Genomic DNA, 18584 nt, shown 5'->3' on the forward strand with positions numbered 1-18584 from the left:
CGCTCAGAACGTCAGTTGATCGAGCAATTGCAGTCCGGCCGTTATTCCGCTGGTTTGTCGGGTCGTGAATCGACGATGCGGTGTGGAATGCCTCGACATTTTCGAACAACCGGAGCGGCCGCTGGCGACAGCGGTGGCGCAAGGGGGCAGCGTCTTCTGGCTGACTGATCGCTGCGGACGCATAATCTGGATCGTCCATGCGAACTGCGAGGGTAGCCTCTCGATTGCCGTGTCGGCGGCCAATCGAGAGGGCCAGTGGTTGTTATACTCGCTGTGCCGCCGGCTCTTGTGGTGAAGGTGCGCGAAGCCCGGCGAGCACAAGGATCGCCAGACCGCATAGCGCAGCCAGTGTATAAAATCCGGCGTCATGATTTCCGGCGGCAACGTCGGCCCAATTCTTGATCTGCGGCGCGAAGAAGGCGCCGAGATTACCGATGGAAACGATGAAGGCGATGCCACTCGCTGCTCCCAGTCCGCCGAGATAACGGGTCGGCAGGCTCCAGTATACCGGCTGCGATGCGGTAAGCCCCGGGACCGCGACGCAGGCCGCCAACAGCATGATCCAAGCATTGTCCGTGAGGCCGATGACGGCAAGCGCCAGAACCCCGACGGTGACCATTCCTGCGCAAATCATCCGATGCCGGTTCGTGGTGTCCGCCAGCACAGTGAAATAGCGCGTGGCGATGACCGAGCACACCCATGGCAGGCTCAGCAGCGTCCCGATCAGAAGGTTCATCTGCCCGCCCGATGCCGCTTCGGCGAAGCGGGAAGGGAAATAGAACGTCAACGGCGCGGTACCAATTTGAAGGAAGAAGTAAATGGCAATAAAAGCCCATACGCGGGAATCCTTGAGAACGGACAGCGCCGTATGGCTGGCCTGTTTTTGCTTCGCCTCCTCCTCCGAGGCGATGACCGCCGATAGCGCTGTGCGCTCGTCCGCAGTCAGCCAGCGGGCTTTTTCGGGCCGGTCCGTCAGATAGAACAGGGCGACTACGCCGATGATCGACGCGCCGACTCCCTCCACCGCGAACATCCATTGCCAATTGGTGAGGCCCAACACGCCGTGATGCGTCAGGAGCCAACCAGACAGCGGGCTTCCAAGCACGAGCGCCAAGGGAACGCCCAGATAGAAGAGACCTATCGCCTTGGCCCGCTCCTTCGCGGGGAACCAATAGGTCAGGTAGAGCAGAACGCCTGGATAAAAGCCTGCTTCACACACGCCGAGCAGAAAACGAAGCACGTAGAATGTCGTTTCCGTGTGGGCGAACATCATGGCTGCCGACACCAGGCCCCAACTTATCATGATGCGGCTCAACCACAGCCGCGCGCCGACGCGGTGCATGATGATGTTGCTTGGCACCTCGAAAAGCGCGTAGCCGATAAAAAAGATGCCGGCGCCGAAGGCGTAGGCGGCATCGCTCAACCCGGTATCGAGCTGAAACTCTTTTTTGGCAAAACCAATATTCGCCCGGTCGAGAAAGGCCATGATCAGCATGATGGCCAAAAAAGGCAGAAGTCTCCGCGTCGCCTTGCGTACCGCGGAATCAACCATTGCATTCGTCATATAAGTGTCTCCTCCTCATTGCCTCTCCGCAGGCAATGATGGAACTTAGAGCAATCTCGTATCTGGATAAAGAATGCACATATAAATGTATGAAAGCGTTGGTGAAACCAAATATGCCGAAATCAGGATTAAATTAGGTTAAAAGACCTCGAAAAGTGCATAGCGATTTATATATAAAATTGAATATTATTATTTGAAAACAAATTCGATTATAAAATTTCATACTGATTGCAATTAACTGTGGGTTCGCTTGTTTCAAGTCTCATGAAGCGCGGACTGGAAATCGTTTGCAAAGCTGCGCCGGCGTAACGCAATGACGTCAGCTAATCTCAGGCCGAAACAGTCAGGCCTTCGGGCGGCGAAGGCAGCAGCGCCGAGCGAGGCGCCGTTGCGCCGGCTTTCCGCGAGGCAGATCGATAAATCCTTCCGCATCCAATCAACCGCAAAGCCGAAATCGAACTTGCCTTGGGTCATCGTTTTCCCGCGGTTTTCCATCTGCCAGGAGCCCGCCGCGCCCTTGGAAATCACATCCAGCACCGCTTCGACATCAAGCCCCGCCCTCTGCGCAAAATGTATGCCTTTGGCCAGCCCCTGTAAAAGCCCCGCAATGCAAATCTGGTTCACCATTTTTGCCAGTTGCCCGCTTCCGGCAGGGCCAAGAAGACGAACCGAACGGGCATATGCATCGAGCGTATTTCCCAGTTTCTCAAACGCATCGGCCTTACCGCCGCACATTATGGTGAGAATGCCATTCTCGGCCCCTGCCTGGCCCCCCGATACAGGAGCGTCTATAAAGTCGAAGCCGGACTCTTCGGCAGTTTTGGCCAATTCCCGTGCAACCTGGGCCGAGGCAGTGGTATGATCAACAAAAACAGATCCGGGAGTCATAGATGCGAACGCTCCGTCCTTGCCGATGGTTACCTCCCTTAGATCATCGTCATTGCCGACGCAGCAAAACACGACGTCCTGTCCACGGGCCGCTTCGCGGGGTGCACCGCTTGTGGCCGTTTCTGCCGGGTGTTGACATTGGCTCCCGCGCACAGTTCCAGAGGGCGCAAAAAGGAAGGGCGCCGACCGGGCCAAAGTTCGGTCATCACGAGGAACGTAACAGACTACCGCGTTTTGCTACGTCAGGCATCAGATCAATCTGCGCTTCCGCTCTCCGATAGAGTGAGTTGCCTGGTAACAGGCCCCGCGCATCCGCGTCTCGGGCCTCAACTCTCCCGGAATGCCCGGTTCAACTGGTCCATGAAGGGCTTGATGAAGTACGAGGCGACAGAGCGTTCCCCTGTGGTGATGAACGTTTCTACCGGCATTCCCGGCATGAGCGTCACCGGACCCAGGCGTTCCAACTGATCTTTGGGGATGGCAATCCGCGCCGTGTAGAATTGTGCACCGGTTTTCTCATCCACCGAAACGTCGGCGGATATGCGCTCGACAGAGCCCGATATTTCCGGCGTCGTCTTCTGGCTGAAGGCGGAAAAGCGCAGGATTGCGCGCTGTCCGGCATAGAGCTGATCGATATCCTGTGGCTGCACCCTTGCCTCCACCACGAGCTTGTCGACATCAGGCACGATCATCATGATCGGCTCGCCGGGGGCAACGACGCCGCCGACCGTGTGAACGGACAATTGATGAACGATACCGTTCTGCGGCGCGACGATATCGATCCGCTTCAGTTGATCTTCGGCGGCAACCCTGCGTTCGGTATATTCGCCAATGCGCGCATCCATTTCACGCAGGTCGGTGCCGACTTCTTCGGCCCACTGTTCATCCACCTGGATAATCTGCAGTTCCGTCTCGGCTATTTTTTCGTGTACGCCCGCAATACCTGCCGTCAGCCGGCCGATTTCGCCATCGACATCGGTTGCCTGACGCTGCAAGGCGGTGAGACGGCTCTTTTCCATAAGGCCAAGATCGAGCAAATGGGCATGGCGCTCGATCTCCTCCTTGATCAGGCTACGCTCCTGCCGGCTTGCAGCGCGTTCGGCCTCCATGCCGCGAATTTCGTCCTGTGATTGCTCGATCCGGCGTTCCAGCTGTTTCTTTTTGCTTTCACGCACGTCACGACGGGTTTCATAGAGGCGTTGCTCGGCGGCCATCATGGCGCTGATTTCGGGCTCGCTTGCCCGGGCAAGCAGAGTATCGGGGAAGCGCACGCGATCCTGCCTGTCGCGCTCGCTCTCCAATCGCGCCTTGCGGGCAGCGAATTGATCGAGGCTCTTGACGATGATCTGGAGATTGGCCTTGGTCATCGTCGCATCGAGCCGCATGACGATGTCACCCGCTTCCACGCGGTCGCCGTCGCGCACCAACAGCTCGCTGACGACGCCGCCGACCGGATGCTGCACCTTCTTCAGGCTGCTTTCGACGACAACGGAGCCTTGCGCAATGACCGCGCCGACGATTTCGGTCGCAACCGCCCAGCCGCCGATGCCGCCGGCGAGCAGCGCGAAAGCCAGTGCGCCAATCGCGAGATGAACCCCGATGGAGCGTTGCAGATTTTGCCAGTCATCCATGTTCATGCCTTTGCCGCTTCCATAGTCTGGACCACTTTCAGAGTGCCGGGCTGGCTGCCCGTCTGTCGAAGTACCTTCGAAAGGACCTCATCCTTGGGACCGAACGCCTGCTGGCGGCCCGCCGAGAGCATCAGCACCTTGTCGACCGCGAGAAGCGCACTCGGCCGGTGCGCAATGACGATGGCGACGCCGCCACGCTCACGCACACTGAGGATCGCCGCAGTGAGAGCCTCTTCGCCCTCAGCATCGAGGTTCGAATTGGGTTCGTCGAGAACGACGAGGAATGGCTTGCCGTAGAGCGCCCGCGCGAGCGCTATGCGCTGCCTCTGCCCGGCCGAGAGTTGGCGCCCGTTTTCGCCGACCTCGGTGGAAAAGCCATCCGGGAGGCCGACAATAAGCTCATGGACGCGTGCCGCCTGCGCCGCCTCGATAATGTCCTCGGCTTGCGCTTCGGGGTCAAAGGAAGCAATGTTTTCAGCAACCGTACCGTCCATCAGCTCGACAGTCTGCGGCATGAAGCCGATGTGGCGGGCAATCGCTTCCGCCGGCCACTGGTCAAGCGTCGCGCCATCCAGCCGGAGCGTTCCGCGCGCCGGCTTCCAAAGGCCAACCAGAACGCGGGCTAGCGAACTCTTGCCGGAGCCGCTGGGGCCAATGATTCCAAGCCCGGCGCCCGCCTCAAGGGTGAATGAAACATCCTGGAGGACTGCTTCCGTTGTTTCCGGCGGCAGGGCGCTGATGCGTTCGGCGATCAGCATCGCCTTCGGCGCCGGCAGGTCCATACGCGTCGCGGCCGGCGGCAACATGGCGAGCGTCTTCTGCAGGCGCGTCCGGCTCTGCCGCGCGGCGACGAAGCCCTTCCAGTTGGCAAGCGCCAGATCGACGGGGGCTAGCGCGCGCGCCGAGAGGATCGAGCCGGCGATAATGACACCGGGCGTCGCCTGTTCGTTGATGACAAGCCAGGCACCGACCGCCAGGACACCGGATTGCAGCACCATGCGCAAGACCTTGCTGGTCACGCCGAAACCGCCGGAAACATCGCTCGCGCGTCGCTGAGCCAGCGCAAAATGGCGGTTTTCCTCCATCCAGCGCCGTTGCAGACGCGGTCCCATACCCATGACGGCGATAATTTCGGCATTGCGCCGCCCGGCTTCGGCAAGCCGGCTGCGCTTTGCAGCGTGCCTGGAGGCCGCGGCGACAGGATTGCGTGAGGCGAATTCGGTCAACAGCGTGACGCCGGCGAGCACGATAGCGCCGATCAGCACGGTGACGCCAAGCCAGAAATGAAAAGCGAAGCAGATGGCGATATAGAACGGCAGCCATGGCAGGTCAAAAAACGCCGTCGGCCCGCTGCCGGCAAGGAAGCTGCGCACCGTTTCGAGGTCGCGCAACGGTTGGGCCTGGCGCGCCGTCACCGGCATGGAGAGCTGCAGGCCAAGCAGCGCGTCGAAGACGCGCGGAGAAAGTGTCTGGTCGAGCCGGTCGGCAATGCGCACCAGGAGACGCCCCCGCAGGGCATCGAACAGACCCTGGAAAAGATAGAGCACCACGACAAGCCCGAGGAGGGCGACGAGGGTTGGGAGACTGCGGCTCGGCAGCACCCGGTCATAGACTTCCATCATGAAGAGCGAGCCAGTGAGGTAGAGCACATTGACGACGGCGCTCATCAGCGCAATGCCGAGGAAGGCCTTGCCGCAGCCGGCGAAAACGCTTCTGAACTGATTGTCGCTCGGTGGATTGGAAATGGGGTTCATATCGATGATCCGGAATTGCGCCGACGCTATTAATCAGCCATGCGTCACAACGCGATGACTGTGCGAAGGGCAGGGCGCCCCCGTGAAGGAGCGCCCTGCCTGAAATCAGGCGAAGCGGAAGTCGTCGATTGCGAAATCCTCGACCTTCACATTGTTGAAGGTGATGGACGAGCCGTCGTCAAAGGCGATCTGGGCCCCGTTTTCACCGTTGGTGAAAGCGCCGGAGGAGATGAGCGCCTGGTAGTCGGCGAAATCGTCCTTCGACAGTGCGACGATGTCGCCGCCATTCTGACCCGCCTGGAAATCGAGCACGGTATCATGCCCGTCGCCGGAGGCGAAGACGAAGGTGTCGTTGCCCTCTCCGCCCGAGAGCACGTCATTCCCGGCACCACCTGACAGAGTGTCGTTGCCTTCGCCGCCGAACAACTGGTCGTTGCCGGCACCGCCGGAGAGCGCGTCATGACCCTCACCACCCATCAGCACGTCGTTGCCGGCACCGCCCTCGACCGCATCGTCGCCGTCGCCGGCGATCACCCGGTCGTTTCCGGCCCCCGCATCGACGAGGTCGTTGCCGCTGCCGGACAGAACCGTGTCGTTGCCATTGCCGGCTTCGATCATATCCTTGCCTTCGCTGGCGGTGAGCACGTCATTGCCGCTGCTGCCGGTAACGATATTGTACTCGGTGTAGCCGTCGATGGTGAGCGTCGCCGTGCCGGTCGTCTCGCCGCCCTGGGCGTCACGAACGGTATAGGTGACGGTCACGACCGCGGCCTCTCCATCCTCGAGCGCCGCGAAGGCAGTCGAAGGATCGGCGACGAGCTTGCCCTCGACGATGGAGAAGGCGGAAGCCGCCGCCTCGTTGGAGATGGCAAGACCCGCGACGCCGGTGACGGCGAAGCCGACGAGCGTGAGTTTGTCACCTTCGATGTCCCTGTCGTTGGCGACGAGATCGAAGGTCGCTGTCTCGTTCTCGAGAACGCGGCCCGTATCGGCGACGGCGACTGGCGCGTCGTTGACCGGGCGGACGTTGACGGTGACCGTGCTTTCGGTGATACCGCCCTTGCCGTCTGAGACGAGGACCGTGAAGGCGTCGGCGCCATTGGCGTTGGCGTTCGGCACATAGGTCCATGCGCCGGTCGTGGCGTTGACCTGCACGATGCCTCGAGCCGGTCCCGCGCCCGCCTTGACGGCGAAGGTCAGCGTATCGCCATCGACATCGTTCGCCTCGATGGTGCCGTTGAGCGGCATATCCTCGTCGGTTTCCACGGACTGCGGGGTGGCCGTCGGCAGGTCGTTGACCGGATTGACCTTGAACGAGGCCTGGGCTTCGCTGCTGCCGCCACGGCCATCGCCGATCTGGTAGCGGAACGAGGCATCGCCGTTGAAGTTGGCCGCCGGCGTAAAGCGGATCCCCCCTTCCTCGATGACTGCCGTTCCGCCGACGACCGACGTGATGGCGGTGACCGAAAGCTGGTCGAGGTCAGCGTCCATATCATTCGCGAGGAGGCTTGCGAACGGGATGAGGAACGAAGCGGCATCCTCGTTGATTGCGGCGAGCGTGTCCGCCACGGCGACCGGGCCGCGGTTGACGAGGCCGCCGGCAATGCCGGCGCGGTTGAGCGTAGAGCCATCGGCGAAGGTGACGAGTTCGACGCCGCCATTGGCAAGCTGACCCTTGAGCAGGATCTTCTGGCCATCGGCGAATTCGATTTCCACCGCGTCGCCAAGCTTGTGCAGCACTGCCTCGTTCCGGTTGATGTCATGCAGCACGAGCACGTCCTGATCCGTGCCTGCCACCCCGGTTTCGACGATTTCGTCGGATCCGTCGCCCTTGCCATAGACATAGGTATCCGAACCGTCGCCGCCGACCAGCGTGTCGTTGCCTGCGCCCCCCTCGATGACGTCGTTACCGAGGCCGCCGGCGATGGCGTCGTTGCCTTCATTGCCCATCAGGGTGTCGTCGCCCGTGCCGCCGACGATGCCGTCGTGCCCTGCGCCGCCCAGCACCGTGTCGTTGCCATCACCGGCATCGATGCGGTCATTGCCGCCATTGCCAAGGATCGTATCATTACCGCCGAGGCCATGGATCGTCTCGCCGGTATCGGTCCCGGCAAGCACGTCGCGGCTGTTGGTGCCGTTGATGATTTGGCCGCCCTCGAGCCCCTTGGACAGATCGACCACGGTGAGGTTGTCGAAGGAGAGACCGGCATTACCCCAGGAATAGAGGCCGAACGTGCCGGCATCCAGCCCCCGGTCGCCTACGGGATAGGCGAACAGCGCCTCATCGTTGAGATAGGCCGTGATTTTGTCGCCGACGATTTCGACGCGCAGTTTCATGGCCTGGCCCGGCTCATATTTGCCAGGGACCTGCGCGAGGATTTCCTCGACACCGTTTCTCATCCGAACGAGGTTGAAGATGCTGCCGGCGCCATTGCCGGGGTTGCGATCCAATATGCCGTCGGCGTCGAGCTCCAGCTTGTAGTAATTCTTGTTGTCCTTGTAGCGAAAGAGGAAGCCGAGGCCGTCCTTGTCGGGAGTCTCGATGGTCGCCTCGATCGCGTAGTCTTTCCAGCCGCGGGCGGCGGGATCATTGTAGAGGGCGTAGGTGCCGAGGCGAAGGACATTGACGCCATCGCCGAGCGGGCTCCAGCCGCGCTTCCAGTAATCGGACGCGGTCGCGCCGGTCCAGGTCAGTTCACGGCTCGCAAGTTCGGTCGTTTGCACCAGCTTGCCGTTGTTCAACACCCATTCCGATGCCTTGCCGTCCGGGCCCTTGCCGCCGAATTCGCCCTCGTCGACGATGGTGAAGCGTGAGAGCGACTGGGGAGAAGAGAAGTCCTCGCTGACGAGAATCTTGCTGCGATCGACGACCGTGACGTCCACGCGGTCGGTGGAGGTCTTGCCGTCCACATCGGTAACGGTCAGGAGCAGCTTGTTGACGCCGGTATCAAGATCGACCGTTGCCGTTTTGCCGGTGGCGATGACATTGCCGGCAAGGTCGGTCCAGACGTAATTGACGATGGTCTTGCCGGCGAAGGAGCCGGAGGCGTCGAGCGTGGCGAGTGCCTTGCCGTTGCCGTCGGTGTCGTAGAGCCGCTGGTCGATGCCGGCCTTGGCGGTCGTATCTGCCCTGGTGACGACGATGTCGTCGAAGACGGAGCTGCGCTGACCGCTGGAATAGAGGCCCACCGTCCCGCCTGTCAGCGGTGCGGAAGCGTCCACGACCGGCCCGGCGAAAACATTCTTGTCGCCGAGGAACACGTTGATCGTGTTGCCGGTAACGGCCACGAGCAGCGGAATTTCCATATTGTAAGGCGAGCCTTCCTTGACGGAGGCGAGCACGGTCTCGACACCGTCGGCGACCTTGATCAGCTGGCGCCGGTTCGTCTCGCCGTCGAGCGTGAACCGGTAGTGGTTCTTGGCATCTTTATAGTAAAAGAGCACCCCGATCGTATCGTTGTCGAGCTGGGTCAGCGTCGTCTCGAAGACATAGTCGGACCAGGCCGTAGAGCCCGGACCCGTGTAAACGAGCTTGTTGCCGGCCGCGTCGCTCTGGTCGAAAAGGGCGGCTTCCGGCGCGGCAAGGCCGCCTGTCGCTGCCGGACGCGAGAAGACGGTGCCCTTCAGCAGGAAATTGCCGGTCGCACCATTGGCGCCGTCGACATCGGTCGACCAGCCATGGGCATTGCCGTCGTTGAACGTCTCGACGAGCAGGGTGCGCTCGCCCCGCACGATCACATCCACCGTGTCGGTGGTCTTGACGCCATTCACATCCGTTGCCGTCAGTGTCAGCTTGTGTTTGCCGATATCGAGCCTGGCGGTCGGATCCCTGCCTTCGGCCACCACGTCGCCGTTCTCGTCGGTCCATATCCATGATTTGACGCTGCCCGGGAGCATGGACTTGGCGCCTGAGAGCGTGACATCGGCGAGCGTGGAGCCGGCGGGCGCTTCCGCCACGATGTCGTCACCGGCGTCGGCCATGGCGCGCGCCTTGCCGCCGCTGACATTGACATTATTGAAGACTTCCTCGTGGCCGCGGTAATAGCCGGTCAGGCCGTCCCGGTCGAGTTCAGGCTTGCTGCGGAAACCATCGAGATAGTCATCGAAGGCGGTGAAATAGGTTTCGGTCGTGATGCGGTCATTGTCCGGGTCGATGGTGATCAGGCGTATCGCACCGTTGCCGCCATTGTTCCCCTTGCTTTCGTCGCCATTGCCGGTGATTTCACGCGACACGCCGTTCTGATAGTTCACCAGGAACTGGAAGACCGGCTCGCCATACTGGTTGTAGGTGATGTCGGTTTCCGCGCCGTCGCCGAAGATATGGCCGGAGAAGGTCATCACGATGTTCGGGTAGCGGGCGAGCAGTTCACGCGAAACATATTCGCCGTCATTGGCGCCGCGCTGGTCGGAGCGCATGCCGTAGTCGTAGCCGGCGCCCTCGTCGTAAAGCGGAAGGGCGAGGTTGTCCTGGCGTCCGGCGTAGCTCGTCAGCGAGTGGGTGGCGAGCATGACGCGGTGGTCAGGGTGAGCCTCGATCACATCGCCCGCCCAGCGGATCACGTCATCGCGCGGGCCGAATTCGAGCGAGAGCGACAGCCATTTCGTGCCATCAGGCGCGGTGAACGTGCTGTAGGTGTTGCGGGCGCTCATCAGTTCCTGATCATATGCGCCGCCGAACGTGCCGGGGTTGGTCGCCTGCTGCTTGTCGGGCGAGAAGCGGTCATCGAGATGAACCGACGAATGGTCCGAGGCATTGCCGCCGTTCGCTTGGTCGTGGTTGCCGGGGAGCAATGCATAGGGAATCTTGCCGTCGAGCTTGCGAAGTGCGGCTTCAGCGATATCCCATTCGCCGGGCCGGTTGTTCTGCGTGATGTCACCGACATGGGTCATGAAGACGATGTTGTGGCCATCCTTGTTGTCGACCAGCCATTGTGTCATCTCGCCGAAGAAATGCTTGATGCCGTCGCTGGATGTATAATCCTGCGTGTCCGGGAAAACGGCGATGGTATAGGCATTGGGACCGGCGACGCGGACACGGAAGTCGTCGGTCACGGATTTGCCGTCGGCATCCGTTGCTGTCACGCGCACATCCGAATGGCCGAGCTCGGCGAAGTCGAGCACAAGCTTGTTCCCGTCAACAAGGGCCGCCTTGAGCACATCGCCGTTCTTGGTTTGCACAGTGAAGGTCAGGCCCTCACCGGCGAAGTGCTGGGACAAATCGATCGTGACGTTGTCCGCGTCCGGGGTGACCATCATGTCCTTGATGGCAAGCACCTTGGTGACCGCGTCGGGATCGGTGGTCGGCTCCTGGCCAACCGGCGGCACACCTGCGGCGCCCGGCGTGGTGGTCGTGGGCGTCGTGCCCTTGCCCGAGAGCGAGCCCTGGCCGAACTCCGGCGTCGTCGAACCCTCGCCGAAACGGAACTCTGTTCCGTTATGGGCCAGTGCATCGTCCTTGAAGGCGTCGGGCACGATGCCGCCGGGCTTGGCCTTGCCCAGAACGGACAGTTCCTCGCCCGTCAACACCTTCTCGACGAACAGGAAGTTTCCGAGATAGCCAGAGGAGGTTTCCCCATTCTCGTCGGAAAAAATGAGGAAGCCGTTTGCCTTATCGATGGTGAAGCGGGTGGCGAGGGCGCCGGTCATCTTCTGTTCGGCGATGAATTCGCCATTGATATATTTCTTCATCGTGACGGCGCCCGCACCATCCTTCTCGATGGTGAGACCGACGCGGTTCCAGGCATCGATTTTGGCGGCGCCGCGATAGTCACTGTTGATGCCCAGGCCGAAGCTGTCGCCGGCGACCTTGCCGAAGATGTCGGCGTCATTGCCATTGTTAATGTCCGTCTGCAGGAAGGGAATCCAGCCGGTGCCGGTTCCCGAAGCCGGGAAAAACACGTCATAGACGAGGCTGTAGGAAGAGACGGTACCCGTGCCGCCCGGCTTGACCAGAAGACCCTGGTTGCCGGCGAGACGCGGAATGTTGAGCAGCCAATCCTCCGAGGATTGAATCGGCGTGGCGAGTGAATTGGGGGAGGAAGTCATTTCGTGGCCTTCTCTCTGGGGTGAACGGGGTCGGCTCGATGCCGCACGTCCTCCTTACCGAAGGGCCTTACCGTCCGAATGACAGTTCGTTAACAAACCGTTAAGACGCCATAGGAATTTCCGATGGCTGCCATCGGTTTCGTCATCTGCTTGTCAGCAATGGGGTAGAATATGCGGAGTATAGGCGGGTGAAGCTGGCCCATTACTGTCATAGCGAGGCGGTGCTATGTCGATTACACAGTTGAAAGCTTTTCATGTCGTTGCAACCTGCGGCGGATTCTCTCAGGCTGCTCGCGATATGGCCATCAGCCAATCAACTCTCTCTGCACATGTGCGCGATCTCGAAGCCGCCTGCGGCTTTCATCTTCTCGAGCGCAGGGCGCGGGGCGTCTCACTCAGCCCGGACGGCGAGCGGCTCTACGACATCACAACGCGGTTGTTTGCGACGGAACGCGAGGCCAACGCCTTCCTGCGAAGCGAGGCAGGCTCCGGCGGCGGGCATTTGCGCGTAGCAGCCGACGGGCCCATCCTCGCGCTGCCTATTCTCTCCCGCTTGAAGGTAGACCGGCCGAAGCTCACCTTTTCGCTGTCGATCGACAATTCTGCGAGGGTGATAGAACAAATCATCGACTATCGCGCCGACGTCGCCATCACTGCTCAAGCACCCAGCGACCCGCGGCTTTTCGGCAAGCATTTTCTCAGTATGCGGCTCGGTCTCTGTGTGCCAGTCGGCCACCAGTACGCCACGCGCAAATCCGTCACCATGAAGGAGTTGGAAGGTGTTTCCTTCGTCATGCGCGAACGCGGATCGCGCACCCGCGAGGTTTTCGAGAAGAATTTAGCCGAACACGGCATTTCCATAGAGCAGATCGTACAAATCTCCACGCGTGAAGGGGTACGCGAGGCGATCGCCAATGGTGTTGGCTGCGGTGTCGTCGCCGATCTCGAATTCGGCAACGACACACGCCTCGTCTTCGTGCCGATCGAGGATGCCTGGGACATCATCGATGAATACGCCGTCTGTCTCGATGAGCGCCGCCACCTACCCCTGATACGCAGCTTTATCCATGTGGCGAGCAACAATATGGACTCCGCGTCCCAATGGCAGCGAATCGCCACTGGGACCTAACTGGAAGGTGGACGTCGGCTTTCCCTTCACTTACCCAGCTGCCTCGCAACTCGCATCACAAACAGCGTCGTAGCCGGATTTCGTCCGCCGCTTTTACCCTGCCGCTCAAATGCTTCCAACTCATGGCCCGCTGCGCCGCATCAGCATCACCAGAAAAAACAGCCCGCCGATAAAGCCGGTGACGATGCCGATGGGCATGTCGTTCGGCGCCATCAGTGTGCGGGCCATTACGTCCGCCAGAACGAGAAAGATCGCGCCGAGCATGGCGCTGGCCGGCAGGACGAGGCGATTGTCGCCGCCCACCAGAAGCCGGGCGATATGCGGCATCATCAGGCCGACGAAGCCGATCATCCCGGAAAACGCCACCAGCACGCCGGTGATGAAGGCGCTGGCGACGATCAGGATGAAGCGCAGCCGCGTGACGGAAATGCCGAGCGCGGTCGCGGTTTCATCGCCCATGGCGAGCGCGTTGAGCGGCCTTGCATGGGTGATGAAGACGAGGGCGGAAAGGAGGAGGGCTGCGAGCGGGAAGGCTAGGTTGCTCCACTCGGCGAGGCCGAAACCGCCGAGCATCCAGAAGATGACGCTCGCGACCGCGCGCGGGTCGGCAAAGAGAATGGTGAGATTGGCCGCCGCCGAGATGATGAAGGAGATGGCGACGCCCGCAAGCACGAGTTCGCTTCGTCCGCTGTGGCGCGACAGGCCGGCCACGCCGACGACCAGCGCCGTGGCGAAGAGCGCGCCCGCGAAGGCAAAGAGCGGCACGGTGGCTGGGCCGAGGACATTGCCGGTAAGCAGGATCGCGACATTCGCGCCGAGGGCCGCGCCCGCCGAGACGCCGAGCAGATGAGGATCTGCTAGCGGATTGCGCGTCGCCCCCTGCATGGCCGCGCCGGCCATGCTCAGCCCGGCGCCGACAATGGCGGCAAGCAGCGCGCGTGGAAAGCGCAAGTTCCAGACGATGTTTTCGCGGCCTGCACTCCAGAAGGGCTCGATCAGGTCCGGCGCAAGCTTGTGCAATACGATTGTCCAGACCGTGGCAAACGGAATGCGGGCCGTGCCGAGGCTGATCGACAAGGTCATGGCCAGCATGATCAGGGCCCAGCCAGCCAGAAGCAGAAGCGCCAGCCCCGAGCGCCGGGCCGGCCTCGTGGACGGGATGCTGCGGTCGCGGGCGATTTCACTGACCATGGAGAAACTCCGCCAATCGTTCGGCGGCCTGAACATTGCGCGGACCGGGCGTCAGATCGTCATAGGTGAGAACGAGAAAGCGCCCTTCGCGGATAGCGTTCACATGGGCGAGGGCCGGCATGCGTTTCAGGAAGGCTATCTTCTCTTCGGCGGTGACCTCGCCATAATCGACGATGACGATCGCGGAAGGATTGCGGTCGGCCACGGTTTCCCAGTCGACCCGGACCCAGCTCGACGATATGTCCGCGAAAATATTGCTGCCACCGGCGGTGTCGAGGATCGCCTGCGGCATGGAATAGCCGCCTGCAGTGAACGGCGTGCGTTCGCCGGAATCATAGATGAAGACATCAGGGCGTTCTTTGCCGCTCACCGCCGCCTGAACCGCCGCGATACGCTGCCTGTAACCGGCGACGAGAGCGGCCGCGCGCTCGGGAACGCCGAAGATTGCCGCAAGGTTCTCCAGATCGCGATAGAGATAGTCGAAGGTCGGCGGTTTCGTCTGTCTCAGCCGGATACAGGATTCCGACAGTTCGTAGACGGGAATTCCATAGACGCCGAGCGAGTCCGGCGTGACTTCGCCGCCAACACGCATGCCGTAGCTCCATCCGGCGAAATAAAAGTCGATGTCCTTGTCGAGGAACAGCTCAAGGGACGGATAGCTGCGTTGCAGTTCCTCGAGGCTGGAGACTGCCGGGAAATCGCTGGCCGCCGAGGCGCGCAGCCGGTCGCCTTGGCCGATGAAGCCCGCCATGTGGCTTTCCAGCCCGAGCGCAAGCATGATCTCGGTCAGGTTCGAGCCGTAGGACACCGCGCGTCTGGGCGGTGCCTCGACCGTCATTTGCCGACCGCAGCTTTCGACCGTCACCGGAAAGGCCGCGGCGGGGAGGAGGCTCGCGAACACAAGCCCGAAGGCGGAAGATGAAAGAGCAATCCGTTTCATGGGTGACCCTTCATATCAAAACCGGAACCGGGCCGAGAGCGTCGCCGAGCGCGGCGGCGCCAGGAACCATTGGTTCGTGCCGCCCGAGGTGGCATAGACTTCGTCGCTGAGATTGTAGACATTGAGCGCGACCGTAGCCGTCTCCGACACCTGCCATTGCAGCCCGGCATCGACGGTCAGATAGCCCGGCCGCGTGGCTGTGTTGGCGTCGTTGACATAGGTCCTGCCGACATAGTGGAGGCCCGCATAGGCTTGCCAGTCTTCCGCAAAGGCCCAGCTTGCGAAGAGATTGGCGGCCTGCCGCGGCACGTTGGGCGGCGTGTTGCCGGTAAAATCACCGCCTGCCTGGATGTAATCCTCGAACGCTGCGCTCAGGATCGTGCCATTGGCCTCGACGCGCCAGCCATGTCCAATATCCAAGCCAAGTGCGGCCTCGATGCCTTGCGAGGATTGCCGGCCGATCTGGCGGACAATCGTGCGGTCATCCGGGTCACGCGCCAGCACGTCCGTCTTGCCGATGTGGTAGGCCGAGAGCGTCAGGTCCGCCCGGCCGCCGAGGAAGGTGAGTTTCACGCCGGCCTCATATTGCTCGCCGCGCGGTAGGGCGTAATCGCGCTGCGCCTCCGACAGTGAGAGCATGCTGCCGATTGGTTCGGAGGCTTGCGCATATTGCGCGTAGAAGGCCAGATCCGGCACTGGCGTATAAACCGCTCCGACGCGCCAGTTGAAGGAATCGAGATCGCGGGTAAAGCGCGCGCCAGTCTGCGGGTTGGTGCGCTTCAGTCGCGGGTCGTCATAACGAAACCCGGCGACGACCGACCATTGATCGTTGATTTGAAGCCTGTTGTCGGCGAAGAGCGAATATTGCAGCGTCGTGCTTTCCAGCGTGGTGCGGAACGGGTCAGGGCTCTGAAAGAAGCCGGGATCGAAATCGACCGGATCGACCACGGATTCTCCCGAATAGGGCGAATTGTTCGAGTTGCTGAAGCGGATACGGTTGACGTCGAAGCCAACGACCGTCCGGTTATCCATGCCGGCGAACCGGCTCTCGAATTTTACATCGCTCCGGTGACCGATCTGCTCGTGATGATGGTTGATCGCGATATAGCTGTCGCGGAGGATATCCCCGGTTTCGGGGCGGTAGAGATAACTTTCGGCATTGCGCCAGTCGCGGTCGCTGTAGAGATGATAGGTGGAGGAATTGACGGTCACGGTCTCGCTCGGCGTCCATTCCGCCTTGAGCTGGGTGAAGTGGTCGTGGAAGCGGATTAAGGAATCTGCGACATTGTAATTCTCGCGCCGCAGCCGCTTATCGAGCCTGCCATCGATCAATGGCGTGCCAAAATAGGCGGACGGCTTGTTGAGCCCATGGTCGTGGGAAAAAGTCAACGCCAGCTCTTCATTCGCCTGCCATCGCAATGCGCCCGATACGGCAAGGCTCGAAGCATCGCCGCGCTCCATCCAGCCATCGGAGCCCTTGCCGCTGATATCGAAACTATAGGCGAAGCGCTCATCGATAGGACCGGCGCTGCCAAGGGCGAGACCTTTCTGTCCGTCCGTACCCACCATTGTCCATATCTCGTTGCGGCGGCTGTCGGTCAGCGGCTTCTTCGGGACGACATTGATCGCGCCGCCGATGGCGCCCTCGCCTGAGAGCACCGAGGCGGGGCCATGCAGAATCTCGATCCGGTCGACCGTCCAGCTGTCGAAGGGAAAGGTAATGGTGCCCGAGCCGGGATAGAGCTTCACGCCGTCATAAAGCCGGGTAACCGAGCCATGGCCGGTGAAGCCGCGCATGCCGAGCGATGAGCCGCCATTGCCCGGCGCGCCCATGAAGCTGATGCCGATGCCGTTCCTGACGATCGCCTGATTGACATCCGTCTCGCCGCGCTCGCGGATCGTCTCGCCCTCGATGATCTCCACGCTGGCGGGCGTTTCCCGCGCGGTGAGGCCAAGCCAGCTGCCGGCATTGGATGCACGATCCAGGCTTGGTCCGATGCCGCCCTGCGGGGCCGTGATCGTGATGGGATCGAGTATGATTTCCGCCGGACTGTCGTCGGATGGCGTTTGCCCGAAGGCGACGCCGCCCAGTGATAGAAATCCAGCGCTTGCCAGAAGAATTTCGCGGCGGGAAGACAAGGGCAGGCAGAAGGTGCAAAAAAGAGACGGGCGCTTTATGCGCGTGATTAGGTTTTGAGAAGACATTGAGTGGTCCAGCGGTACGTGTTGCACGTCACCGCGAACGCAGTCTTCCCATGCGTTTACATGGAAATCTGCCTTTCATCAGGACACCCCGCCCAATGTGCACGCGCGTGACTACGGCTGACGGCAGGTCTCCTGGCTCACGGCTGAAACGTTTTGCGTCGCCTTCCCGGGACCGCTGGCTCAGTGGCATATCGACGAAAAACTAGCCGCTTACAGTTGCGGGGGCAGCCGCGGCATGAGGCTGTTGCCCGCACCGCGTTCCCTTTTGATCCCCTTGCGGGGAACCATCGCGGGCAGTTAGGCGGGCGCGGGTGGATTCGTCAAGGGGAAATGCCGGGAAGCGATCTCCATGCACCTTCTCATGCATTTCTCTTGGTTGGGGTATTCACCGGTCCGGATAACTCCCGTTTCGCCTACATACTGAACAATCTTGACTTTTAACTCATAAATATAATCGGAGGGAGCGCGGTAGAATTCCGGGGTGGGATGAGGATGAAACGACAGATTGCCGAGGTGCGCCGTATGGCGCCGCTGGTGTGGGACATCCAGCAGCTTTTCAATCGGCATGCGCGGGAGATACACCGTTTCCTGAGACGGCGGGGTCATACGCAGAGACCGCCGCCGACCTGACGCAGGACACATTCGTGCGCGTCATGACGGTTGTGCCCGGCGGAAACGCCAATAATCCTCGAGCCTACCTCCATCAGATTGCACGCAACCTTTCGGTGGATCTTTACCGCCGCGAGAGGCTCGTCGAGCGCGTCTACCTGAGCGCAGAGGATATGCACGAGATTGCGGACTCCGCCCCCAGTCCAGAAGCCGTTGTCTATGACAGGCAGCGCCTGGCGATTGTCGTACAGGCGCTCCTGGAATTGCCGACGCAGACCCGACGAGCTTTCGAATTGCATCGCATGGGCGAGAAAACCATGAGTGACGTTGCGGCCGAATTGGGGCTTTCTGTATCGCGCACTTGGACGCTGATCCGGCGCGCCTATCTTCACCTGCGTGTACGGCTTAATGACGAGGCCTGATTGACGCATTCCGGTAAAAATTACCGCCCTTCATTCGTTGCAGATAGTGTTGGGGAGATTCGCGTTGACGCCAGCGTTACAGGGGGCGTGTATGATTGATGAATTATCCGATGGCGACCAGCTATTCGAGGAAGCGCTCGATCTAAGAGTCAGTCCGACGACTTTATGATTGATTACAAAGTCTTCTTGTCATGAGGCGGATGGAT

At 61.1% G+C, this 18584-nt stretch carries 9 protein-coding genes, 1 pseudogene and 1 riboswitch; of the genes and pseudogenes, 2 read left to right on the forward strand and 8 right to left on the reverse strand.

What is annotated here, in order from left to right:
* Positions 1-262: 262 nt before the first annotated feature.
* The 5 genes and pseudogenes from IEX53_RS15010 to IEX53_RS15030 all read right to left on the reverse strand — a co-directional run bounded on the left by IEX53_RS15010 (position 263) and on the right by IEX53_RS15030 (position 11882).
* Complete coding sequence (locus tag IEX53_RS15010; RefSeq protein WP_188824986.1) at positions 263-1564, reverse strand: MFS transporter; 1302 nt, start codon at positions 1562-1564, stop codon at positions 263-265.
* A 363-nt stretch (positions 1565-1927) separates the two neighbouring features.
* A pseudogene (locus tag IEX53_RS15015) lies at positions 1928-2605 on the reverse strand (NAD(P)-dependent oxidoreductase); the annotation flags it as partial.
* Positions 2606-2778: 173 nt separating this feature from the next.
* On the reverse strand, positions 2779-4083 hold the full coding sequence (locus IEX53_RS15020; protein ID WP_188825005.1) for an HlyD family type I secretion periplasmic adaptor subunit: 1305 nt from the start codon (positions 4081-4083) through the stop codon (positions 2779-2781).
* Between the two features lie 2 nt (positions 4084-4085).
* On the reverse strand, positions 4086-5837 hold the full coding sequence (locus IEX53_RS15025) for a type I secretion system permease/ATPase (RefSeq protein ID WP_188824988.1): 1752 nt from the start codon (positions 5835-5837) through the stop codon (positions 4086-4088).
* Positions 5838-5942: 105 nt separating this feature from the next.
* Positions 5943-11882 carry an Ig-like domain-containing protein gene (locus IEX53_RS15030; RefSeq protein WP_188824989.1) on the reverse strand — a complete coding sequence of 1980 codons (5940 nt, stop codon included), beginning with the start codon at positions 11880-11882 and terminating at the stop codon, positions 5943-5945.
* A 226-nt stretch (positions 11883-12108) separates the two neighbouring features.
* Here IEX53_RS15030 and IEX53_RS15035 point away from each other — a divergent pair, with 226 nt between their 5' ends.
* A complete protein-coding gene (locus IEX53_RS15035) occupies positions 12109-13011 on the forward strand; it encodes a LysR substrate-binding domain-containing protein (RefSeq protein ID WP_188824990.1) in 903 nt (300 codons plus the stop codon).
* A gap of 120 nt (positions 13012-13131) precedes the next feature.
* Here the strand turns inward: IEX53_RS15035 and IEX53_RS15040 are convergent, their stop codons facing one another.
* The 3 genes from IEX53_RS15040 to IEX53_RS15050 are packed head-to-tail and all read right to left on the reverse strand — an operon-like array spanning position 13132 to position 17347.
* Entirely contained in the window at positions 13132-14202 is a 1071-nt protein-coding gene (locus IEX53_RS15040; RefSeq protein WP_188824991.1) for a FecCD family ABC transporter permease, read from the reverse strand.
* Positions 14192-15142: an ABC transporter substrate-binding protein gene (locus tag IEX53_RS15045; protein ID WP_188824992.1), complete on the reverse strand. Its 951-nt coding sequence runs from the start codon at positions 15140-15142 to the stop codon at positions 14192-14194. The genes IEX53_RS15040 and IEX53_RS15045 overlap by 11 nt, the downstream gene beginning before the upstream one ends.
* 15 nt (positions 15143-15157) lie before the next feature.
* A complete protein-coding gene (locus tag IEX53_RS15050; protein WP_188824993.1) occupies positions 15158-17347 on the reverse strand; it encodes a TonB-dependent receptor in 2190 nt (729 codons plus the stop codon).
* A gap of 105 nt (positions 17348-17452) precedes the next feature.
* Positions 17453-17651: riboswitch (cobalamin riboswitch) on the reverse strand.
* Between the two features lie 349 nt (positions 17652-18000).
* Here IEX53_RS15050 and IEX53_RS15055 point away from each other — a divergent pair.
* A complete protein-coding gene (locus IEX53_RS15055; RefSeq protein ID WP_308429150.1) occupies positions 18001-18378 on the forward strand; it encodes a sigma-70 family RNA polymerase sigma factor in 378 nt (125 codons plus the stop codon).
* The last annotated feature ends 206 nt before the right edge of the window (positions 18379-18584 follow it).

It is taken from the genome of Paramesorhizobium endophyticum (assembly GCF_014640615.1).
Lineage (GTDB): Bacteria > Pseudomonadota > Alphaproteobacteria > Rhizobiales > Rhizobiaceae > Paramesorhizobium > Paramesorhizobium endophyticum.